The sequence below is a fragment of the Candidatus Hydrogenedentota bacterium genome (assembly GCA_016791475.1).
Classification (GTDB): Bacteria; Hydrogenedentota; Hydrogenedentia; order Hydrogenedentales; family JAEUWI01; genus JAEUWI01.
On sequence record JAEUWI010000003.1, the window covers coordinates 125,359 to 145,891 of the forward strand.

Sequence of the window (20,533 nt, forward strand, 5' to 3'; positions counted from 1 at the left end):
GTTACTGCACCAATCTCTATATCTATCGCTGCCCAGGCCTCCGCCGCCACGGCGGAAGCCACCTACTCGATGGAATCCATTCGATTTACGTAAAAAACGAACTCGCGGTGTACCGTCGCACCCGGCTCCAGCCGAAGCGCCCAGGAAGTAAGCACCACACTGCCCTGATGAACGCGCTCCTGCCCGCACTCGGACTGGCTCACCGTTTCCAGGGGGAAAAAGTAGAAGGAGCCGGCCTCGGCAAGGGAAAAACCAGCCTCCAACTGTTGCCACTCGTCCCGGAGGGCGAAGGCCTTCAATCCGCTTTCCACACCGCGCACCCCGAGCATGGGCCGGTCAAGCGCACGCTCCGCGGAATGGTAATACCGGTCGCTCGCGCTGCCGGTCAAGAAATTGATTGAGAATTCGACGCCGAAGAGCGATTCGAAAGCCGCCTCTCCGAGGTTGGTGATATCATAGCGAATTTTCAGCTCGGATGCACCGGAATCCAGCAGAATCTGCTTCTGAACTCGCACCGGGTGTTCACCACCTTCATACACGACGCCATCGGCGCTGAGGGCCAGCGCATTGCCCCGCGCCTCGCAGTGATACGTCTTCAATGGAAAGTCGGATCGTTCGCCCGCTTCATTGCGATAGAGGGTTTCCACGTCCAAATCAACCGCATAGAAGTGGTCGCGCAGACTCGCCCGACGGTAGCTGTCGTAAAAGAGGAGGGAATTGAGCCCTCGCTCTTTCGACTGGAAGTGATCATGAATACTCCGGACCTGCCCTTCATCCTCCGCTTCCGACTCCTCTTCGGCTTCGCTGGCGAGTTCGACGTGGTAGGGCTCCTCCCGGCGCGTGAGGGTATTGAGCACGTTGAAGGCGCCCGGCTTGTAGTCCAGCTCAAAAATGGTTCCGCCGTCGTTCGGATTGACAAAGACCGCTATCTCGCCATTTTCGAGCACGTGCTCCAGTTGGCCGTCGCCGTCAAAATCCAGCGCCACCGATCGAACACTGTTGTCCCGCTGTTCGATCTGGTCAAGCACATTCTCCGCCCGGATCAGGTGCTCGTAGATCGCCGTGCGAAGGTGATTCAGATAGAGACCGCCAAATTGCCCATGCCAGTAGGCGCAATTGCATTGTCCCTGGTGGAGATAGCGTTCCGCCTGCTCCAGCAGCGGTGATTCGCCGAATCGCGCGCGAAAATCGTTCAGGCGCTTGCTCACGCGGAGCATGCGCTTCTGCATGTTGTTGGCCTCGGCATATTTCGTGAGGAAGTTCCGCCAGAAACCGCCGCGCAGGAAGGGGGCGCACTTATCGCTAATCGCCGGCTGCTGCGCCAGCGTCTCGCGCACCTCCTTCAGCTCGCGCTGGCGGCGGGGCGGCAGCGCCCACGCCATCATTTCCTGATAGGACGCGCACGTAAGATAAGTGCGACCTATGGGGCGGTGCTGCTCCAGATATTCCGAATAGGTCACACTGCGCAGCCAGTCGCGGTTGTCCGTAAGCGCGGTGAAAAAAGCCTCCAGCCAGCCCTCTTCATAGACGCTGTGGTAGGTTCCGGGCCAGACGCCAAATTTCTCGCCGTCGTCGTGGAGCACCGCACAGCGCTGACCGTCTTCGGTCGCAAGGTCGCGCAGGTAGGAAATCGTCTCCTCGACCCGATGGAAGGGTACGAGATAGCGCAGCTTCTCCAGAATCGGAAACACCCGGATTGCCTCGCCTTCCTCCTCGGTCATGTAGCAGCCGTAGAGATCTTCCGGCCCGAGGCCGGAACAGAGGAAGTGGGAGTCGTCCAGAGCCGCATAAGTAACCCCGGACTGGGCCAGGATCTTCGCCATGTGGGGTTCCCAGACCCGCTCGGCCAGCCACATGCCCTTGGGCTCGGAGCCGAAATGCTCTTTGCAGAAAGCCCCCATTCGCTTGATCTGGCCCATGGCGTCCCGCTCGGGAATGGCGCATAGCATGGGCTCGTAATAGCCGCCGCCCATGATTTCCACCTGGCCGGCCTCCACGAGCACCCGAAGTCGCTTTACGTACTCCGGGTGATGTTCCACAAACCAGTCCCACAGGGGGCCGGTGTAGTGGAGCGTTACGCGAACAGCGGGGAAGCGTTCCAGCACATCGATAAAGGGGACATAGGATTTTTCGTAGGCCTCCTGGAACACAAAGTCGAAATTGCCCACGGGCTGGTGGGAATGGCAGCCCAGTATCAAGTTTATGCTTTTCATCGCGGGGGAGTGCCTTTGTGCCGGCCCGATGCCACTTCCGTCGGTACCGCCATGGGAAAGGAGCGGTTGGGGAATGGCGTCACAAGGCCACGGTCAATTACTGCGGTCGTTGATAATTCCCAGAATTCGATTGTTAAACTGTTCCGCTGGGTTCATCCCCAGCTCTTTGAGGCGATGGTTCAGGGCCGCCACCTCAATGATAATGGCGATATTCCGCCCGGGACGAACCGGAATACGAAGGTGCGGGATCCGGACGCCCAGTATATCCACATGCTCTTCCGTCAACCCCGTACGGTCGTAGAAAGCGTTCTGATTCCACTCCTCCAGCTCCACAATCAGGCCGATTCGCTTGGTATTGCGCACACAACCCACACCGAAAATGGCCTTCACGTCGATAATGCCGACGCCCCGAATCTCCATATGATGTTCGATAACGGGGTTCGTTTCGGCGTAAAGATTGTCTTCCCGAAGCCGCTTCAGCGCCACCACGTCGTCCGCGATCAGTCGATGTCCCCGCTCCACCAGTTCCAGCGCCGTCTCGCTCTTGCCCACCCCGGGTGAGCCCACGATCAGGCAACCGACGCCGTAACAATCCACCGCCGTGCCGTGAACCACCGTTTCGGGCGAAAACTCTTCCGCCAGAAAAAGAATGATCCGGCTGATGACTTCATCCGTGGATTTGGAGGTGCGCAGCACCGGAACCCCCCGGTGATTGCACAGATCCAGGAATACATTCTGCGGCGAGAGATTTCTGGATAGTACAAAAATGGGAATTTCAAAGGAGAACATGGCCGTCAACCGCCGTTCGAGCAGGGCGGGAGGGAGCTTCTCCATGTAGTGAATTTCCGTATTCCCCAGCAACTGGACGCGGTCGTTGGCAAAGTATTCGAGATAGCCGCTGAGGGCCAGCCCCGGACGGTTGATATCCGAGGTAAACACCGGTCGCCCGATACCTTGAAACCCCGCAATGACCTCAATATCCAGATCGTCCGCCATTTTGTCCAGTATGCGGGCCACCGGAATACTGCGCTTCCGGTTGACTGGGAGGTCCTGCGTATCCATAGGCGCCCTCGTGGGGTAGGCTGGCCGGGTCGGGGGGGAAGAAATGCGGGCTACCGCCTCGGCGATAGCCCGCTACCGCATCTCAGAACTTCGGCTCGATCAGTCCGAAAGTGCCGTCCTCACGGGCGTAAAGCACATTTACTTCAGACGTATCGGCATTCGAAAACACCAGAAAGGGCTGATCCTGGACCAACTCAAGCTGCATCATCGCCTCGTCCACGCTCATGGGCTTCATCGAGAGCTTCTCCCGATGAACCACCCGATGGGAGTCGTAGCTGGCGTCCGCATTCGTATTCTCTTCCGGAAGCTCCGGTGTAAGAATCGCATGGTGATAGTCGCGCGCTTCCCGCGCGGTGCGGGGCTGGTGCCGGTTAATCCGGTCCTTAAACTTGCGAATCTGTCGCTCCAGCTTCACCATGGCCGCATCGACGGACGCGTACATGTCGCTGGAAGCTTCCTTGCTATGAATCCGAACGCCATTGGTCCGCAGGTTCACTTCGGCGATATGCCGATGCTTCTCCACGTCCAGTACGACATCCGCCTCAAAGGCGTTGTCAAAGTGTGCCTCAACCTTTTCAAGACCATTCTGTATATAGGCCTTAAGGGCATCGGTCATTTCCATGTGTCTGCCCGTCACAGTAATATTCATAACATAACCTCCATTGCTCTAATTCCAAGGATAGTGCGATCATAGCACTGGACTGGAAAGCCTGTCAAAATATAACGGTGCGACTGCAAATCGCGCCAAAGCCTTTTACAACAGGGTGATAGGTGGGGTCAGAAGCTGGTTGGGCGTACCGGGTCCAGACGAGCAATACCACGAGGAAAGGAAAATTCTTGTACTTTAGTCAATAATTTACTATACTGACCGCGCCGTAAGGAATTCCGCCCCCCAGGGGCGACAAAACCGGAAACCAGGATACGATCCATGGTAACCCAGGCACAGAAGAAGCACGAACGCATCGTCGAGGCGGTGCGCCTCGGACTCGATGGCGAGGCGGCGGTGGACTTTGTCCACCAGTCCGGTTTTGCCGTTACCACCACGGGCATAGCGAGGCACTTGAGAAAAATGGGCGGAAGAGGTCATATCGTGGCATTGATTAACGAAGGACACACGAACTGGGAAATTCTTCAGGCCGCCTACCCCGAGGAGCGATTTGAGCACCTCACCGTGCTCCCCCCGAGCCAAGGCGACCTCTTTTCCGACAATTCCCCCAAGGTCCCTGATAACCTGTTGCCCTTTCAGGACTTATTCCAGAGCACAAAGATCACGCTGACCCTGCCCAACGACCTCCTGGAGGCCATACGGCTGGCGGCCCGCGCCGAAAAGACCACGCGGTCCCAACTCATCATCGACATCCTCACCAGCGCCATGTCCCGGGTGCCCGAGTGGCCACAGGGGGATGGGGAGTAGGGTGCAGTTGGCGGCGTTGTTCTGTGTCCTTACCATTCTATCCACCGAAGTAGCAATCTTGATGGGTCAGTTCCGGTGTTCGAATTTTGACGCTCCGCCTTCTCGGGGTTGATACAACTGGATATCCAGGAACCGAGCATAGTTTATGAAGTCTTTGTCTGTTGTGAATATCGGCAAAACACATCGGCTGGCGACTGCACAAATCAAGAAGTCTATATGTGACCCTTGGACACCCTTTCTTCTGCAAATACTATAAGCTATTGCCGCCGCCTCGTAATCACGAGCAACAATCTCCAAGTCGTCGAAATCGGCAAGGTGTTCACGGACCCTTTCGAAACTCTTTGAATCTGGCAGACCGGAAAGAATTTCCTGTCGAATCGGTCCGATTAGTGACGCTCGGCCTTCCTCAACGAGTTCGGAAAGCTCCCTTATCACGCCGCGATTGCGATCCGGCGCGTGGGTCCGGCGAAGCGCGAGAGACCATACCGTAGTGTCCACGAGAACAATCAACGGCGGTTTCTCCCCTTCTTGTGATCATAGGATGGATCGAAGTCGATCGTTCCAAACAGCGCAAGAATCTTTTTTTGTTTTCGTTTCTGGATATACTCGCGCAGCGCCTCGTTGACGGTGTCTTTTTTCGTTTTCAGGCCGCCTTCCTTAAGTGCCTCAGTGAGGAGCGCGTCGTCAATCGCAAGATTCGTAGCCATGGTTTACACCTCCTTTTACACAAAGAATAACACAGAACGTCTTGTCGCACAACCGAAGAATTCCATTGAGGACGTCCAAAGTCGCCATTCCTGGAGTCTATTTCAGGGCGCATTCCCGCAGTCGACCTTCCATGGCGCTCCCCGCTCCCTGTACTTCTCGACGCGTTCCGTTCGAGGCTCCAAACTGACAAGGGCGAAACCGCGCTCGTCCAGTTTCTCAACACAACAGTAATACAGAGCCCGAGATTCCAGCTTCAGATACATCATGTAGAACCCGAACTCATAGTCAATTGCTTCAATGCCGGTGAATCCTTTGAAATCCTGTCCCGTGAGTCGAAGAATTGCTTCGTTTTCATCCCGGTTCGAATTGGGCGAAAGTGGTGGGACGGTGTCTTGCTCCAGTTCCAGCAATGCGCTGTTTACGAAATTGCAGACGTCATTCCACTGCGGCGAATTCGCGGGTTTCACATTGCATCCGTGCAATGTGGCTGCTGCTGTCCCCAGCGTGATTAGGGAGACTTGCGTGATGTTCTTTCTTCTCTCATTGATGAGGCAAACCCTTATCGGTAACCCACCGCTGAAGTACATACCGTATGCTCCTTCGTTCGCAGAACCGACGATCTAAGCTGACTTCCCAAATGGAATCGGAATATGGTTCGAGGTTTCTTTCCATGAGTCCAGTGTAAGTCAAGTCGTCGACTCACTTTCGTTCACGAATTCCGAGCAGCACTTCCGCGTTCCTCACCATCCCGGCGTGCTTCGTTCTCCGGATGGGTGTCCCCGCGAAGCGTTCGTTGAAGGTCTCCTCATTCGACCCAGCCAGTTCCTCGAGTTTTGGAAAGGCCTGGCCCGCTCTCGGCGCGAAATCCGGCTCGGAACTGGATTGCTGGAAACGGTTCCAGGGGCAGACCTCCTGGCAGATGTCGCAGCCGAAGACCCAGCCCTTCATGTTGGCCTGCACGACGTCTGGAATATCGCCTCGGTTTTCGATCGTCTGATAGGAGATGCACTTGCGGGCGTCCAGAACGCCCTCGCGAACAAAGGCATCGGTGGGGCAGGCGTCGAGACAGGCGCGGCAGGTACCGCAGTGATTCGCGACGGGCCTGTCCGGCGCCAGCGCCACTTCCGTGATCACGGTTCCGACGAAGAACCAGGAGCCGATGTCGCGGCGTAGCACGAGGCTGTTTTTCCCGATCCAACCCAGGCCAGCGCGTTCGGCCCAGGCGCGCTCCATGACCGGCCCGCTGTCCACGGCGGCGTAGCTGGGAGCACTCACGCCAAAATCATCGAGGAATCGGGCGAGCTTGATGAGGGGCTTTTTCAGGACTTTGTGGTAGTCGCGCCCTCGGGCGTAGCGTGCCACTTTGCCCGTGCCCGGATCAGGTTCGGGGTCGGGGTAGAAGTAGTTTCGCGCAACGACGACCACAGAGCGTGCCCCTGGGATTTTGACGCGGGGATCCTGGCGAATTGCCTTTGTCGCGGCCATCCAGTCCATATCCGCATGAAATCCCGCAGCGAGCCATTGGCCCAATCGATCTTCGGGGTCAATCGGGCCCGCCTCGGCGATGCCGCAGGCGTCAAAGCCGATGTTGCTGGCGAAGTCCTTGACCGAGCGGCTTCGTTCCTCCGTGTCCCCGGTCATCGGAGATTTACTCGCGCCCCGTATTTCTTGATCAGTGCGGCGTTCCAGGCGTCGCCACCGGGAAGGTTGGCGCTCTTGAACAGGGGCGGTTCCTGACCCGCAGCCAGGAATACCTGGCAAATCTCCAGGACGATCTGTTGAACAATGACCACATTCGCCAGGGTGGAGGTGGGCCCGGTGGCCACACCGGTATTGCCCACGGGAATCGCGGCATCGCCGGTACAGCCGCAGTTGTCGATGACCACATCGCAGACCTCGAAAAGCTTCTTCGTCTGTCCCGTACCGGTCGTGGCGGCGGCGGATTGGGCGAGGGAGGTCAGGGCGATGGTCGCGATGCCACGTTCTCTTGCCATCAGGGCCAGTTCGACCGGCACGGCATTCTTGCCGCTATTGGATATGATCGTGAGCACCTCACCGGGGCGGATGTCCTCTTTCTCGAACAGGAGACGGGCCAGGCCGGGCAGTCTTTCCAGCTTTGTACTGGTGGCCGGGCCTTCATGCTGCATCAGGGCCGGAAAGAGCATCGCGTTTACCGGTGCAAGACCACCGGCGCGGTAGTAGACCTCTTCGCTGATGAGATGAGAGTGTCCCGTTCCAAAGAGATGCCAGACGCCGCCGGCGAGCAGAGACTCGCCCACGAGTATCCCGGCGCGGCGAATCTCTTCGCCCTGGGTCCGCTCGATGGTGTCCAGGACCGAGCGGGCCGCATCAAGGAAGCTGTTCATCTGGAATACCTCGGGCCCGTCGGGCCTGGAATCATCGCGCGGGGTCAGAGCGGATTATTCAGCGTCTCGCCCGCTTTCAACTTCAAGAAAACCAGCTTCCCTTCCCGCAGGGCCACCTTCAAGGGACCGGGAACGCCCTCCCGTATCTTCTTGACCTGGGCCCCCACCTGAACGAGATTGTCGGGATAGATACGACCGTGTACAAAGATGTGGTTGTTTGCCGAGGCATGGATGGAACGAAACAGGCCCTCCAACTCCCGCTCCTGCGCGGCAAAGAGGGTCTCGCGCTTCTGCAGCTCTTCCAGCAACTGGGCAAGCTTCTGCTTCAGCGGCGGCGAAAGGGAGTCGCGCTTGGTCCGGAGTGGCGCGACGGCATCGCGCAATTTCATGACAATGGTCTTCGAGGATTCGACGATAGCCCGTTTCTCCGTAATCACGGATTCCATCGTGTAGTCTTTACCTACGGTAAGTTCCGAGGGAATGCAGGCGTCGCTACCGAGATCGCCGGTCTCAATGCCCTTGAGCGCGACGATGGATCCGCCCACGATCCGCCCCTGAGAAACGACCACCGCGCCCCGTGTGCGAATCTGGCACTGGTTCAACTCCCGGTCCACGTAGATATCGCCACCGGCCTCGATGACCGCGTTCCGGATGAAACGGGCGTGGAGATTTCCCGCCACCTTGATGGAGCCGCGTTCTTTAAAAGATATGCCGCCCTGGACGGTCAGGTTGCCGCCCGACTCCACGATTGCGTCTTCGATGTTTTCGCCTACGTCGATATCGCCGGACGCGACCACCTCGGACTGGCTCTGGATGTCGCGGGTGACGATAAGGGCTCCCGGATGCTTGATATTCCCGGTTCGAAGACCCACGTTGCCTTCGATTTTGTAGACGTCGTCCACGGAGAGCACTTCGGCAACGAACCGAATACGACCGCTTACTTCAGAAGTGTATGCGCGCTGTCCGGGATTGTAGCGTACGTTCTTTCCCTCGTGTATTTTGGCCGGGCGCGGGTCGCGGGGGGGGACCACGCGCCCGAAAACGTCGTGACCGTTCTTACCGGGTTGTCCGGGAATGATCTCCGCCAGCAACTGGCCCTGTATGACCGAAACATCCGCGATTTTCCGGCGATAGTCCGCCTTGCCGGTCGCGGGGTCGATCACGAAGCCCTTTTCCAGGAAATTGCCGTTCCATCGGATGGACTCATCGATCGGCGGCGTGGGTGGGGAGCCTTCCAGGAGAACCACGTTTTCCAGATGAGGCCCCTGGGGAACCGCCTTGTGAAAGCGCGCCAGGGCCTCGGCAAGCCGCTCTTCCGTATTGATGCCGAGGTCGCCCAATTCGTTTCGAATGCGACCCACCAGTATCTCTATATTTCGCGGGGGTAATGTACAGGAAAGTAGCAGTGACATGTAGTCTTCAGAGGGGCGGAGATCGAAGCCCGGGCCGCTTGCGCTTCGTTTGGTCGTCGCTCCGGTATTGATAAAATCAGTCATGCACGAATCCTGGTCTCCAGGCGAAAACGCCATCGTCAACGCCCCCCCAACGCCACCCCCCTGTATGATAACACCTCTGTCAAGCTGGAGTACATAGTTACCGTAAGAGGACGACCGTCGTGCGCCGCCTTGCAATCGCCGGTCATGCGTGAGCTACCATGGCCCCAGGCCGGGGTGAACCATGGACGAGTTATCAACGTATAGAGCGGCAGGCGCGGCGGACCTCTCGGATGAAGCGCTTATGGCCCGCGTAAAAATGGGCGACGGGGATGCATTCGCCGTCCTCGTAAGGCGCTACGAGGAGCCCCTGTTCAATTATGCCAGCAAAATGCTCGGAGACAGAGCCGAGGCCGAAGATGTGTTTCAAGAGACTTTTTTGCGCGTCCACCTCCACGGGCATCGGTTCTGGGGACATGCCCCCTTTCGCCCCTGGCTTTATCGCATCGCCACGAACCTCTGCAAGGATCGGCTGCGCTACCGAAAACGGCGCCCGGAAGTCCCGGTCACATCGCTGCGCCACGACGAAGACTGGCCGGACCCCGTCGATCAGTGGGCCGCGACTTCGCAGCGCCCCGACGAAGCAGCCCTGGCTCGGGAACGCTCCATCATCATGGAACGCGCCTTGGCCGATCTTAGCGTGAAGCATCGGGCCGTCTTTCTCATGGCCCATCAGGAAGGACTGTCCTATGCGGAGATCGCCAAAGCCCTCTGGATTCCCGTGGGCACGGTGAAATCCCGCATGAACAAGGCGGTCAACCGGCTCATGGCGGCCATGGAGGCCTTGGACTAATGGCAAAGCATGTAGACTGCGAACAGGTCCGGGTGAATCTTCGCGCCTATGCGTTGAGGTCACTTTCCGACAGAGACATGGAGACCTCTCGACTTCATCTGAGCGGCTGTACGACCTGCCAGGCAGCGCTTGATAATGAACTGAAGCTACTCTCACGACTCAATGTACTCTCGGTGGAGGAGGCGCCGTCGGGGCTTGCCGAGCGAACGGTTGCGAGCGTAAAGATTCCCCGTCGCTCTTATGTGCGGCCGACGGCGGTCGCCGCGACGATTGTCCTGCTTTCCCTGCCGGTCCTTTACGCGCTGAGCAAATCCCGGGAAGCCGCACGACGCTCCTCTACCCAGGGAAACATGAAACAATTCGGTTTGATCTTCAAGATGTACGCCAACGAGTCGAGGGGTGAGGATTGGCCGCAATTGGCCGATGCCGACGGTGCCTGGGTACCCGATCTGGCACCGTGGTATGGAAAACTCGTCACGGACCCGCAATTCATGGTCTCGGAACAGCACCCGGACCGAAATCGTCTGAAGAAGGCGCTTGCAGAAGCCTGGAGTAGTCCCCGGCCCGACTTTGAAAAAGCCGAGGAAATCGTGGGGGAGAGCTTCGCCTACCTCGGATATTCCACAAAGGACGAGGCCGAGTTCGAGGCGCTAATGCGTGCCCGCGCCGAGCACCGGATGCCCGGCGAAGGGACCGTCCCCACTGGGCCGGGGGAACCTGCCCTTCAACCGCTCCGCGAAGGGGTTGAGCGCTTTATGATCACCGACATCAACAACGCCGGCGCTTCGTCCAGCGCGCAATCTTCTATTCCCGTGCTCATTGAAATCGCCACGTGGAAACATCGAAAATCCGATGACGATTTCAAGGGGACCAACGTGTTGTACATGGATGGCCACGTGGCCTTTGTGCAGCTGGGCACCTTTCCCGTACTGCCGTCTATTCTGGATGTGTTGAGTGGGGAGTAGGGACAGCCTCACCGGCTGAAGCACACTTCACACGTGTTAGATAACTCGATTGACATACCGTTCTTTTCGTAAATCGAAATCGTAGCGCGAGGCTGTCCCTACTTGACCTGCTGGCGCTTTTCCATCAGCTCCGTCCAGGAGACCAATATCACGCCCTCTTCTTTGATGGCTTCCAGGATCTTTGGATTCGTCAGGGCCTTGTAGTCGCCGTAGAGGTGGGTGCGACCGCCGGTAATCTTATCGGTCGTGTCGTCTGGCTTGGTCAGGTGCACGACGAACTCCGTGACGCCGGGCTTGAGGTTTCGGATGGCGTCGATAAAGAGGTCCGTCTTATCCGTCGTATCCCAGCCGTAGCTGGCGGCGTGCATATCGTCCAGCACGGGAAGGCCCGCTTCCCACAGCTTCTCAATGTGCGGTGCGCACTTCTCCACGAACTCCGGCTCCGCAGCGTAGGTGTAGCCCCGGACGGGACCGCCCACGATACGAATGGGAATCTTCTTATCGATGGCGACCTTCACATAGCGATCCAGAAATTCCGGCTTGGCGAACATGGACCACATGTGGGAATCCATGTGGGATACCTTGAGGCCCATCGTTTCCGCGCGGTCAATCTGGGCGCGAATCTCGATTTCAATCTCGTCGGGAGTAGCATGCTGGAGCAGGAGCTTATTGTTGTCCCAGAAGCAGCCCATCTCATCCACCAGGCCCGGCACGGCGCGTTTGCCGGCCACGGGCATGAAGCGGTAGTCGTCCCATTCCGAGCAGAAAGTCAGGTGGACGCCCACGCAGACCTCGGGATTCTTCTTCACGTAGTTGGCGAACATGGGTACCCAGGGGCAGGGCATCATGGCGGTAACCGAGGTCACGATTCCCGCTTCGATCCCTTCAATCGAGCCCTGTGTGGAGGCCAGGCACATGCCTACGTCGTCACTGTTGATGATCAGTACCCGGGAACCCGCCGGGTAGCCCAGGCGTTCGGCAAAGGTGGGCTCGTCGGCGGGACTGCCGAGGGCGAGGAGCGAGACGACAACAATAAGGGCACCATCAATCAAACGCATCATGCTTCTTCTCCCTGTGCGTTGTGCACGACCGATCAATGAAAAGGACGTTACTCACGAGTGACCCCGACGGGCGCATTGTAGCATTGATGCGAGTCGATCAACACTCCGGATCTTCTCCAAGTAGCAGCCGCAGCACCGCATTGGCCTGGTGGTGAGCCGCCACACCGACGCGCGGCGCCATCAGGCCCGTGCCCGGCTGAGCGGCCGTAACCAGATCGCCGACGATGACCATGACGCGGCCCATTTTCTGGGTGCGGATCGTGTTGCTCGGCATATGGCCTGCCAGGCCCGTGGCCAGCACGATGGGCTTTTCGGGGTAAAGCATGCCGTAGGATTCCGCCAGCATGGCCTTCTGGTCCGCACGGTCGAAGGCTTCCACCATGACGTCCACGCGTCCGAAAAGTTCGGCGATATTCTCGGGGGTTACCTTGATGAGATGGGGTTCCACGTTCACGTAGGGATTGATACGCCGGAGATTCGCCGTCAAAGCCTCAACTTTGGGCTGTCCAATCTGATCCACGAAGAACTGTTGCCGATTCAGATTGCTCGGTTCCACCACATCGAAGTCCGCGAGAATGAGGGTGCCAACACCGCTCCGCGCGAGAGCGACCGCCACGGCGGAGCCCAGACCGCCGGCACCGGCAATGCCCACGGTGGCCACCTTCAGTTTCTCGTGCACGCCCGGCGTGTGGCGCGAGGCCATCAAGGCTTCGAGCTCGTGCTTCGCGGGGATTTCGCCACGTCGTATGAGCACGACCGCGTCGCCTTCCGTAAGGACTACGTTCTCGGCTGCGGGTGCACCGTTCAGGATGAGTACGTCGGCCCCCGGTTTGTGCTCCTCCCGCAGGTCGAACAGGGTCATGCCCCGGGGTACGTGAATCACTTGTTCGGAAAGCTTGATGGTGATGGGGTGGTCCATGGTCCCGTTCCTCTCAGCGATAGCGCCCTTGCCAGTTCCTGTAGTGTATCAGGAGGAGGTCCCAGAACATGCGCGCCGAATCGCGCACGGGATTCACCCGCGATGCGCGGCTGTTGATCCAGCGTACGGGAATCTCCCGGATGACCAGGCCGTGCTTTTCGGCTACGAAAAGGAGCTCCACGTCGAAGCTGAATCGGTCCACGGTCTGCCGTGAAAAGACGCACTCGGTCGCCGCGGCGGTAAAGGCCTTGAAACCGCACTGGGTGTCGATAAATCCCGAAAGGCGCAGGGCCTTCAAGATGCGGTTGTAGGTTCGCCCCATGAATTCCCGGTAAGGCGCCTGATGAACCTCCACGCGCGATTCCGGCAGGGATCGGGAGCCGATGACGATGTCCGCGCCCCCCTCAAATTCCGCCCAGATCCGGTCCACTTCTTCGATGGGGGTGGACGCGTCGGCGTCGTAAAAGAGGCGGAAGGCGCCCGTCGCGAGCGTGTTCATGCCCGCCTTGACCGCCGCCCCTTTTCCCTGGTTGACCTTAAGCTGGTGAACGCGGATCGGCGTGCGGTTGGGCGTTCGCATATTGCGCACAACCCCGAAGGTCGCATCGGTGCTGCCGTCGTCCACCACGATGACCTCGGAAGGGTAATCCTGACTTTCCAGATAGCGCAACACGTGGACCAGGGTCGATTCAATGCGCGAGGCCTCGTTGTAGGCCGGGATCACGATGGAGAGTCGGGGAGGAGTTTCCGATTTGGTGTGGACCGACGTGCGTGGGTTCATTCAGGGTTCTTCCAGGGAAGCATAAAAATGGCGCTGGCCGCGCCCCAGCCCCAGGGTGCAGGCGCGGCCAGCAGCAGTACTATCAGTCGATGGGCTTCAGCCAGATATTGCGATACTCCACGCGATCGTGGTGATCCTGAAGCATCAGAACGCCTTTGGGCGCTTCCTGATCGCTCACACCGCCGGGGGTCGGGCTGGGGAGGACCACTTTATCGTGGATCGTAATACCATTGTGCTTTACCGTGATAATCGCGTCGGCCGTCTTGGCGCCGGCGGCGTCAAACTTCGGCGCATGGAACTCGATGTCGTAGGTCTGCCATTCTTCGGGCGGGAGACAGGCCTTGGTCAATGGAACGGCCTTCTGGTAGATGCCGCCACACAGGTTGTCGCGCGGCGCATCGGTGAAGCTGTCCAGCACCTGCACTTCGTAGCGCCCGAAAACGTAGACGCCGCTGTTGCCACGGGCCTGGCTGCCGGGCGCTTCGTTGGGCATGAAGGGGGTCTTGAATTCCAGGTGGAGCTGCATGCTCGGGAATTCTTCCTTGGTGCGGATGGAGTGGCCGCTCATGTTCATCACGCCATTGCGCACGTCCCAGAAGGGCTCCTGGATCCAGGCGTTCATGTTCGTGCCGTCCTGCAGCACTATCGCGCCCTCGGGGGCTTTGAGGCCCAGCGTGGGGGAGCCTTTCTCGATGCGGTTGAGGGAAAACTTGTGCACACCATCCGAGCCTTCGGCCGTGCCAGAGAAGACCCGATTCTCAACCTTGCCGGAGATTTTGAAGCTGCCCATTTCAGGGCCAAGGTCAATCGTCTGTTCGTAGAGACAAAGGCCGTCTTCCGCCTTGCCCTTGGTCATGCCTTTTACTTCGACCAGGGCATCGGCCACACTGATTTTGGCCACGTGCTCGCCTTTGCCGAGGGCCACGATCTGGGCCGTCACGGGCATCGTTTCGCCGGTGGGCGCCGTTACGGATCCGTCAAAATTACCCTGGAGTTCGATTTCCTTTACACTGGCGGCCATTGCGGTGAGCGACAGGCTCAGGGCAAGGCAGCCGGTCAACAGCGTTTTCTTCATGGGGTTTCTCCTGATGATGACCAATCTCTCCGCGCACGCGCCGCACGCCGGCGCCAGCCCGTCAAACTGCTGCATTGGACCACGGACACACGGGAGGGGTGTCGGGGAATGGATACAAACACTTCGGGGCTGTCTTGCGCGGAGTGAATATAGCACCCGCTCCGGTGGGGATTCCAGACTTCACGGCATCGCCAAAGGCTTGCTCGTTAACAGCCCTATGCCCCTGCCTGAGGTGCCGACCGCGTTGTAGAAGAGGTAGCGCGTATCGTTACTGGGGTTGTACACCAAAGACACCTTGTGGGCATGCTCCGCGTCCAGCCCACCGGGGTGACCGCCTGCTCGGTAGAGGGGCTCCGGGTCCACCGTCCACGTAAGAAGATCGCGCGAAAAGGCCGCCATGATGTGGGCATGGCCCTGACCTACACCGAAGAAGATCATGATCCAGTGATCGCCGTCGCGGTAGACCTTGGGGTCGGAGGAGAAGACCTCATTGAAGCTGCCTTTCGGCCCCACAGGGATGACGGGGTTCTTCGGGTGACGGCGCCAGTCGAGGAGATTCTCTGAAAAGGCTACACCCGATTGTTCCACACCGCCCTCGGCGGCGTTGTAAAAATTGTAGAAGCGCCCTTCGTACTCCACAAGCCACGGCTGATAAATGCAATCCTTTTCCCAGGTACCTGCGTCATCCTGAAAGATGGAAAGGATGGGCCGGTCCACCGCCCGACGCCAGGAAAGGCCATCGTCGCTCACCGCCACGCCTTCATAGCCGGGACGGAGCTCGTAGCCGCCCTGCCGGGGGTAGGCGCCGTAAAGTGACCAGTATCTCCCGTCGTGTTTCTTTAGCGTGCGCCGGTCATTGGTGCCGTAGCGCTCGTAGAGGTAGGCGCCCAGCACCACACCGCCGTGGTCAAAACTACCCGCTTCACCAAAGCCCATGGCGAGGCGGGGCTGAGTCCAGCGAACCAAATCGGTGCTTTCGGCGATGTAGGACTGGTAGCCCCGGCCGTCGAATCCGATGAAGGACATAAACCACCGGGGATCGTCTGGAAGCTGGAATACCGTGGGGACGTCCGTCTTCTCGATGCCCGCGTGGCCTGGAATTTCGGGGGCCGCGGGTATCACAAGTTCGGGGTAGTAGTGCCAGCCGCGCCAGGGCGCCGACCATGCTGCGATGGTATCGGGAGAAATTTCCTCGCCGTTGACACGTACAACGGTAATTAGCAGCAGCGCGATCAGGATATGTGGACGAAGTATCGTCATGGGGCCGTCTCCGCGGGGCCGCTCCGCTTGGCCATGAAGGCATCCCAGAGCTCTTTTCGAATGAAGGTGGGCATGAGTACGCCGGGCCGCAGGCCATTCATTTCCACCTGATATTCATCTTTGAGCCGGGGCTGCAGGGCACCGGCGATCTCGGGGGAGGTCAAAATGACATCGGCGTCGGGGGATTCGGGAAAATTTGGCCAATAGCCCACATTCGGATAGCGCCGCAGATACCACGGCAGCGGCCAGTAGTCGCCGTCGAATCGGAAGACGTTGATGTGAATCTGATCGCCTCGGGGATGGACCGCGGCCAGATCGGTCACGCGCTCGGTCAAGCGGCGAATGGCGGAACTGGTATGGGCATAGACGTAAGGATTGCGCACATCCGCGCCGTAGGTGAACGACCCGCGCCACGCCTGGCCCGCGAGCTGAGCCGTGGCGGCCAAAATCAATACCCCGAACAGGAATCGAACCCATACTGCGCGCTGCAATCCTGTCAGGCATTGCGCCCCCAAGCCCGCCAGGAGGCAGAGGGGATGGAGGAAGATGAGGAGGTTCCAGGGCGTCTTGTAGGGAATCAGAGAGAAGCCCACAACGAGAAAGAGGGTGTAAAGTGCCAGGAAACGAGGAAACGCCGCACCGCAGTCCACGATTGCCCCATCCCGATCGGTCCGATCCGTCTGATCGGTCCGATTAGGACCCCAAAGCCCCCACAAGACGCCGATCAGCCCCAAACCCAGTATCAGCCCTTCGCTCCACTTCGGGCCCGCCTCGCGGTAGGTCCAGGCCAGCAGCGAAATGTAGTAATACCACGGCTGATCGTGCAGGGCGCTGCTTCCGTGGCCTTCCGCGCGGTTGAGATAGGTCGTGTAGGTCAGGAGCGAATCCAGCGGACCGCGCCAGTGCGTGAAAAACGAGGAGAAAAAGAGCACCGAAATCGCCAGGGCGAGCCCCAATCCCGCGCCGAGGTGCCTCCAGTTCAGGGTCAGGGCTATTGCCCGCCGCGCGACGAATTTCTCCCACGCGACGACACAGGCCAGCGCCGCGACCATGGCGAAAACGACGAGTACGCTCGTTTCCTTCGTGGCGTGGAGGAGTCCCAGACAGAGCCCGGCTCCCAGCGCCCAGCCAATGCGGCGGGAACTCAGGTAGTGGTGGCCGCACCAGAGCAACCCCGCCGCGAAAAAGACGAAGGAAATCTCCTGCACGTAGTAGCGGCTGTAATACACCAGCCCGTGAGAGACCGCCGTCAACAGGGCGGCCCACAGTCCCGCCCGGCGATCGATGGGGGAGACAATCAGCCACGACAGCAACACCAGCCCCAGCCCGAAGAAAGCCGGGACGAGGCGGATCATGGGCTCGGTCATCTCCGCCGCGTTGTGCGCCCCGGCGATCCACAGAATCGGTAAAGTCAGATAGTAGAGCGTTGGCCCATGGTGCTCGAAGGGATCATAAGCATATTCGCCTTTCGCCAACAGCACGGAAGTCTTCATCGCTTGATTCGCCTCGTCGCCATGCATCGGGCGATAACCGAGGTCGTAGAAACGAAGTACGGCGGCGACGAGGAGGATGAGGGCCAGGGTGGCCACATGGAAAACGGGAAACTTCGTCAATGTATCTCTGTGCCTTCGTAGTCTATGTGGCGGTAGCCAATGAAAACCTATGTGTTCTTTCCGTTCTTTTTGGTTAGATTCCTTTTGAACCACAAAGAACGCAAAGAACACATAGGTCTCCGCTGCAAGACTTCGGTTAAGTCCGAGTGTGTTGCGGCTGATGTCAATTATCTGATTTCTTACCCCATACTTCGATTTCAACTACTTGGTTCGTGGACGTGTTCGTGTTGCCGTTGCCGTAAAAGCGAATGTAGCGGGCCTTGATTCCCTTCAGATCGAAAAGTCGTCCGTAGTTTCTTTCCAGGTACTCCTTGTCTTTTCCCGCGCCCAGATGAGAAGTGTTGTCGATATCGTTGTTGTAAAACTCGGTTACGTCCTTCTTGAACTCAGGATCGTTCGAGGCCTGACCTATGACATCAAAATAAATATGGATTCCACGGAAGTTGTGCCAAAGGAGGATGGCATAGACCTCGAATTCTTCCTGGAGGTCGACCTGAGTCCATTGTAACCCTTCGGGAAGTTCCAGAACGTTTTCTGGTTCGTAGCCTTTCTTGCCATCAACCACTTGTTCCAGTTTTCCCCGCAGCGGCGAAGCACTGGAGCTTACAGGCTTTTGCCTGGAGACAATTGCGGTGCCCACGGGCGCTTTAAACGGTGGACGTTCCTTATAGGTAAACTCCTCCAAATTCGGAAACCATCCATCCAGAGGCGTGCCCCCAAAGAATGGCTCGGGCAGCTCAAATTGTAATTCGGCTTCTTCGGGAAGTTGCTCTTCGCCGTGGACGGGCTGGATGGCGGTCCATAGACTGGCGAAGAGCAACACAGCAATCCACATGGTTTTCCCATCCGTTATTCTGAATTCTCTATTCACCATTTGCCTTCTTCCCCCAAACCTCAATCTCGACATAGTTGTTAAAATCATTCGCCGTATTTCCCCGGCTCGAAAACCGCACGTAGCGCCCGGTCTTCCCCTTAAGCTCAAAGAGACGCCCATCGCTAATGTCGATGTACTCTTTGTCCTCGCCCTGGCCGAGGCCACTGGAATTGTCGAAATCGTTGTTGTAAAACGTCGTCACGCCGGTCTTGAACTCCGGGTCGTCGGAGATCTGGCCGATCACGTCGAAATAGACCCGGGCGCCTTCATGAAAGTGCCAGAGGAGGATCGCGTGGATGGCGTGGGGGGCTTCCAGGTCGATCTGAACCCACTGGGTGCCCTCCGGCAACTCCACCAGGCTCGTCTTGCCGAATTCTTTGTTGCCGTCGTTGATCTGCTTCAATTCGCCGATGGTGGGCGCAGCGCTGGCGGTCACGGGCTTGCCCAGCGACACCACGGACGTGCCCCTCGGGGCGAGTACCGGCTTCCGCTCGGGGTAGAGCGTCGATTCCAGCTTGGGACTCCAATAGGAGATCACCGTGCCGCCGTAAAAGGCTTTCGGCAGTTCAAATTTCAGCGCCTCCTGCTCCTCGGCGAAGACCGGTGAGAGCAGCAAGGTGGAGACCATTAATGCAATTCGAATTGGTGAATTCATGCGTACTTCAAAACCTTTCGCAACTAAAAAAACTGGCGGGTCCGATCCCGCTGTCAATGGTTAAGAATATGGTTCATCCGGTTTCAGCGTACGTTTTCCATTGGAGTCGAGAGCGCATGCGGCTTCTGCTCTTTTTCTTCGAGAAGTCTCGCAAGAAAAGCCCACCACCGCCCCAGACTCTTTTTTATTTTCGTTTTTGCCCCGGAGGGGCTACGGAACTTAGCCCAGGGTGAAGCGAGGTACGAGCGAAACCCTGGGAAACCGAGTGGCGATATGGCTCAACCCCCAAAGGGGGTGACGGAAACGCTGTCAATTCCATCGGAGACCGGTTGATTTTGATGTCTTGACACCATCAAAAGCAACAGTCTACACATAGATTCTCGTGTCGAGAGCGCTTTACCTCAGCTCGTCTTCCGCCACTCCCTTCGGGAGTTTAAGACATGGGTATTCCGCAGATCCCAGCGTTTCGCTCGTTCCTCTCTTCACGCTGGGCTAAGTTCCGCGGCCCCTCCGGAGCCAGGACAATCGCAAAAAGGTTAACGCGCGCGATCGCAACAAAAGTGAAAATGTACGATCAAACCTGATGAACCAACGACATCATTTTCCCCATACCTCCACTTCGATAAAGTGGTTGAAGTCGCTGGCCGTGCTGCCTTTGCCGTAGACACGCAGGTAGCGGCCCTTGGCACCCTTGGCATCGATTAGGCGGCCCTGGTAGCTCTCCTGATACTCGTTGTCTTCCCCGACGCCGAGGCCGGCGGAATTGTCGAAATCGTTGTTGTACAGCGTGGATACGCCGGTCTTGAACTCAGGATCCTCGGAAAGTTGAACCACCAGATCGAAGTATACCCGCTGCCCTTCGTGAAAGTGCCAGATCAGCACGGCATAGAGGGTACTCGACTTCTCCAAGTCGATTTGCACCCACTGGAGCCCTTCCGGGAGTTCGATCTGGCTCGTTGTCGCATAGTCCTTGTCCCCGTCGGTGAGGCGCTTCAACTCACCAACCGTCGGATCGGCGCTGGCTTTTACCGGCTTGCCCTTCGAGATTATGGCGGTGCCTTTGGGCGCCATAAAGGGCGCGCGAGGTTTGATGCTTTTTTCTTCAAGCTTCGGTCCCCAGTAGTTAATGGGCGTCCCGCCGAAAAACTCCCGGGGTAGATCTATCTTGATGGCTTCGGTCTCTTCGGCACGGGCACCCGCGCACGAAATGAGGGCAGCGGTGGCAAAGACGCAGAGTTTGCGAGTGAGTTCCTGGATGTTCATGGTGCCTCCTTAATGGTT

21 protein-coding genes are annotated in these 20,533 nt (G+C 58.3%); 3 read left to right on the plus strand and 18 right to left on the minus strand.

Annotation, left to right across the window (positions count from 1 at the left end; genetic code table 11):
- Nucleotides 1–62 precede the first annotated feature (62 nt).
- From JNK74_02630 to raiA, 3 genes are all read right to left on the minus strand, one after another.
- Nucleotides 63–2,213, minus strand: a complete 2,151-nt coding sequence (locus JNK74_02630; protein ID MBL7645064.1) for a DUF1926 domain-containing protein — start codon at nucleotides 2,211–2,213, stop codon at nucleotides 63–65.
- Between the two features lie 93 nt (nucleotides 2,214–2,306).
- Complete coding sequence (gene hprK / locus JNK74_02635; protein MBL7645065.1) at nucleotides 2,307–3,209, minus strand: HPr(Ser) kinase/phosphatase; 903 nt, start codon at nucleotides 3,207–3,209, stop codon at nucleotides 2,307–2,309.
- 148 nt (nucleotides 3,210–3,357) lie between these two features.
- A complete protein-coding gene (raiA, locus tag JNK74_02640) occupies nucleotides 3,358–3,924 on the minus strand; it encodes a ribosome-associated translation inhibitor RaiA (protein MBL7645066.1) in 567 nt (188 codons plus the stop codon).
- A 279-nt stretch (nucleotides 3,925–4,203) separates the two neighbouring features.
- Between raiA and JNK74_02645 the strand changes: the two genes are divergently transcribed.
- On the plus strand, nucleotides 4,204–4,689 hold the full coding sequence (locus JNK74_02645; protein ID MBL7645067.1) for a hypothetical protein: 486 nt from the start codon (nucleotides 4,204–4,206) through the stop codon (nucleotides 4,687–4,689).
- A gap of 66 nt (nucleotides 4,690–4,755) precedes the next feature.
- On the opposite strand, the gene JNK74_02650 is transcribed toward JNK74_02645, so the two are convergent.
- From JNK74_02650 to JNK74_02675, 6 genes are all read right to left on the minus strand, one after another.
- Entirely contained in the window at nucleotides 4,756–5,199 is a 444-nt protein-coding gene (locus JNK74_02650; GenBank protein MBL7645068.1) for a PIN domain-containing protein, read from the minus strand.
- On the minus strand, nucleotides 5,196–5,396 hold the full coding sequence (locus JNK74_02655; GenBank protein MBL7645069.1) for a type II toxin-antitoxin system VapB family antitoxin: 201 nt from the start codon (nucleotides 5,394–5,396) through the stop codon (nucleotides 5,196–5,198). Before JNK74_02655 ends, JNK74_02650 begins: the two co-directional genes overlap by 4 nt.
- Before the next feature lie 102 nt (nucleotides 5,397–5,498).
- Entirely contained in the window at nucleotides 5,499–5,984 is a 486-nt protein-coding gene (locus JNK74_02660) for a hypothetical protein (GenBank protein MBL7645070.1), read from the minus strand.
- 112 nt (nucleotides 5,985–6,096) lie between these two features.
- Nucleotides 6,097–7,038: a tRNA epoxyqueuosine(34) reductase QueG gene (gene queG / locus JNK74_02665; GenBank protein ID MBL7645071.1), complete on the minus strand. Its 942-nt coding sequence runs from the start codon at nucleotides 7,036–7,038 to the stop codon at nucleotides 6,097–6,099.
- Nucleotides 7,035–7,763, minus strand: coding sequence for an SIS domain-containing protein (locus JNK74_02670; GenBank protein MBL7645072.1), 729 nt, complete (start codon nucleotides 7,761–7,763; stop codon nucleotides 7,035–7,037). Before JNK74_02670 ends, queG begins: the two co-directional genes overlap by 4 nt.
- 44 nt (nucleotides 7,764–7,807) lie before the next feature.
- Nucleotides 7,808–9,259 carry a DUF342 domain-containing protein gene (locus tag JNK74_02675; GenBank protein ID MBL7645073.1) on the minus strand — a complete coding sequence of 484 codons (1,452 nt, stop codon included), beginning with the start codon at nucleotides 9,257–9,259 and terminating at the stop codon, nucleotides 7,808–7,810.
- 181 nt (nucleotides 9,260–9,440) lie between these two features.
- Here JNK74_02675 and JNK74_02680 point away from each other — a divergent pair, with 181 nt between their 5' ends.
- Together JNK74_02680 and JNK74_02685 are read left to right on the plus strand one after the other, a co-directional pair.
- Nucleotides 9,441–10,049, plus strand: a complete 609-nt coding sequence (locus tag JNK74_02680; GenBank protein ID MBL7645074.1) for an RNA polymerase sigma factor — start codon at nucleotides 9,441–9,443, stop codon at nucleotides 10,047–10,049.
- Between the two features lie 77 nt (nucleotides 10,050–10,126).
- Nucleotides 10,127–11,014: a DUF1559 domain-containing protein gene (locus tag JNK74_02685; protein MBL7645075.1), complete on the plus strand. Its 888-nt coding sequence runs from the start codon at nucleotides 10,127–10,129 to the stop codon at nucleotides 11,012–11,014.
- A gap of 98 nt (nucleotides 11,015–11,112) precedes the next feature.
- Here JNK74_02685 and JNK74_02690 read toward each other — a convergent pair whose 3' ends face one another.
- The 9 genes from JNK74_02690 to JNK74_02730 all read right to left on the minus strand — a co-directional run bounded on the left by JNK74_02690 (nucleotide 11,113) and on the right by JNK74_02730 (nucleotide 20,515).
- Nucleotides 11,113–12,075, minus strand: coding sequence for a polysaccharide deacetylase family protein (locus JNK74_02690; GenBank protein MBL7645076.1), 963 nt, complete (start codon nucleotides 12,073–12,075; stop codon nucleotides 11,113–11,115).
- 97 nt (nucleotides 12,076–12,172) lie between these two features.
- Nucleotides 12,173–12,994 (minus strand): sulfur carrier protein ThiS adenylyltransferase ThiF, encoded by an 822-nt coding sequence (gene thiF, locus JNK74_02695; protein ID MBL7645077.1) that lies wholly within the window; start codon nucleotides 12,992–12,994, stop codon nucleotides 12,173–12,175.
- A gap of 13 nt (nucleotides 12,995–13,007) precedes the next feature.
- Nucleotides 13,008–13,775 (minus strand): glycosyltransferase family 2 protein, encoded by a 768-nt coding sequence (locus JNK74_02700; GenBank protein ID MBL7645078.1) that lies wholly within the window; start codon nucleotides 13,773–13,775, stop codon nucleotides 13,008–13,010.
- An 82-nt stretch (nucleotides 13,776–13,857) separates the two neighbouring features.
- Nucleotides 13,858–14,850, minus strand: a complete 993-nt coding sequence (locus tag JNK74_02705; GenBank protein MBL7645079.1) for a DUF1080 domain-containing protein — start codon at nucleotides 14,848–14,850, stop codon at nucleotides 13,858–13,860.
- Between the two features lie 180 nt (nucleotides 14,851–15,030).
- Nucleotides 15,031–16,110, minus strand: a complete 1,080-nt coding sequence (locus tag JNK74_02710; protein ID MBL7645080.1) for a hypothetical protein — start codon at nucleotides 16,108–16,110, stop codon at nucleotides 15,031–15,033.
- Nucleotides 16,107–17,723, minus strand: coding sequence for a TIGR03663 family protein (locus JNK74_02715; GenBank protein MBL7645081.1), 1,617 nt, complete (start codon nucleotides 17,721–17,723; stop codon nucleotides 16,107–16,109). Before JNK74_02715 ends, JNK74_02710 begins: the two co-directional genes overlap by 4 nt.
- A gap of 163 nt (nucleotides 17,724–17,886) precedes the next feature.
- Nucleotides 17,887–18,597, minus strand: coding sequence for a hypothetical protein (locus tag JNK74_02720; protein MBL7645082.1), 711 nt, complete (start codon nucleotides 18,595–18,597; stop codon nucleotides 17,887–17,889).
- Nucleotides 18,587–19,252 carry a hypothetical protein gene (locus tag JNK74_02725; protein ID MBL7645083.1) on the minus strand — a complete coding sequence of 222 codons (666 nt, stop codon included), beginning with the start codon at nucleotides 19,250–19,252 and terminating at the stop codon, nucleotides 18,587–18,589. The genes JNK74_02720 and JNK74_02725 overlap by 11 nt, the downstream gene beginning before the upstream one ends.
- 597 nt (nucleotides 19,253–19,849) lie before the next feature.
- Complete coding sequence (locus JNK74_02730) at nucleotides 19,850–20,515, minus strand: hypothetical protein (protein MBL7645084.1); 666 nt, start codon at nucleotides 20,513–20,515, stop codon at nucleotides 19,850–19,852.
- Nucleotides 20,516–20,533 lie beyond the last annotated feature (18 nt).

Bases quoted from the DNA above. Each gene is read 5' to 3' on its own strand.
- JNK74_02630 (MBL7645064.1), bottom strand. From the start codon at position 2,213: ATGAAAAGCATAAACTTGATACTGGGCTGCCATTCCCACCAGCCCGTG.
- hprK (MBL7645065.1), bottom strand. From the start codon at position 3,209: ATGGCGGACGATCTGGATATTGAGGTCATTGCGGGGTTTCAAGGTATC.
- raiA (MBL7645066.1), bottom strand. From the start codon at position 3,924: ATGAATATTACTGTGACGGGCAGACACATGGAAATGACCGATGCCCTT.
- JNK74_02645 (MBL7645067.1), top strand. From the start codon at position 4,204: ATGGTAACCCAGGCACAGAAGAAGCACGAACGCATCGTCGAGGCGGTG.
- JNK74_02655 (MBL7645069.1), bottom strand. From the start codon at position 5,396: ATGGCTACGAATCTTGCGATTGACGACGCGCTCCTCACTGAGGCACTT.
- JNK74_02660 (MBL7645070.1), bottom strand. From the start codon at position 5,984: ATGTACTTCAGCGGTGGGTTACCGATAAGGGTTTGCCTCATCAATGAG.
- queG (MBL7645071.1), bottom strand. From the start codon at position 7,038: ATGACCGGGGACACGGAGGAACGAAGCCGCTCGGTCAAGGACTTCGCC.
- JNK74_02670 (MBL7645072.1), bottom strand. From the start codon at position 7,763: ATGAACAGCTTCCTTGATGCGGCCCGCTCGGTCCTGGACACCATCGAG.
- JNK74_02675 (MBL7645073.1), bottom strand. From the start codon at position 9,259: ATGACTGATTTTATCAATACCGGAGCGACGACCAAACGAAGCGCAAGC.
- JNK74_02680 (MBL7645074.1), top strand. From the start codon at position 9,441: ATGGACGAGTTATCAACGTATAGAGCGGCAGGCGCGGCGGACCTCTCG.
- JNK74_02685 (MBL7645075.1), top strand. From the start codon at position 10,127: ATGGAGACCTCTCGACTTCATCTGAGCGGCTGTACGACCTGCCAGGCA.
- JNK74_02690 (MBL7645076.1), bottom strand. From the start codon at position 12,075: ATGATGCGTTTGATTGATGGTGCCCTTATTGTTGTCGTCTCGCTCCTC.
- thiF (MBL7645077.1), bottom strand. From the start codon at position 12,994: ATGGACCACCCCATCACCATCAAGCTTTCCGAACAAGTGATTCACGTA.
- JNK74_02700 (MBL7645078.1), bottom strand. From the start codon at position 13,775: ATGAACCCACGCACGTCGGTCCACACCAAATCGGAAACTCCTCCCCGA.
- JNK74_02705 (MBL7645079.1), bottom strand. From the start codon at position 14,850: ATGAAGAAAACGCTGTTGACCGGCTGCCTTGCCCTGAGCCTGTCGCTC.
- JNK74_02710 (MBL7645080.1), bottom strand. From the start codon at position 16,110: ATGACGATACTTCGTCCACATATCCTGATCGCGCTGCTGCTAATTACC.
- JNK74_02720 (MBL7645082.1), bottom strand. From the start codon at position 18,597: ATGGTGAATAGAGAATTCAGAATAACGGATGGGAAAACCATGTGGATT.
- JNK74_02725 (MBL7645083.1), bottom strand. From the start codon at position 19,252: ATGAATTCACCAATTCGAATTGCATTAATGGTCTCCACCTTGCTGCTC.
- JNK74_02730 (MBL7645084.1), bottom strand. From the start codon at position 20,515: ATGAACATCCAGGAACTCACTCGCAAACTCTGCGTCTTTGCCACCGCT.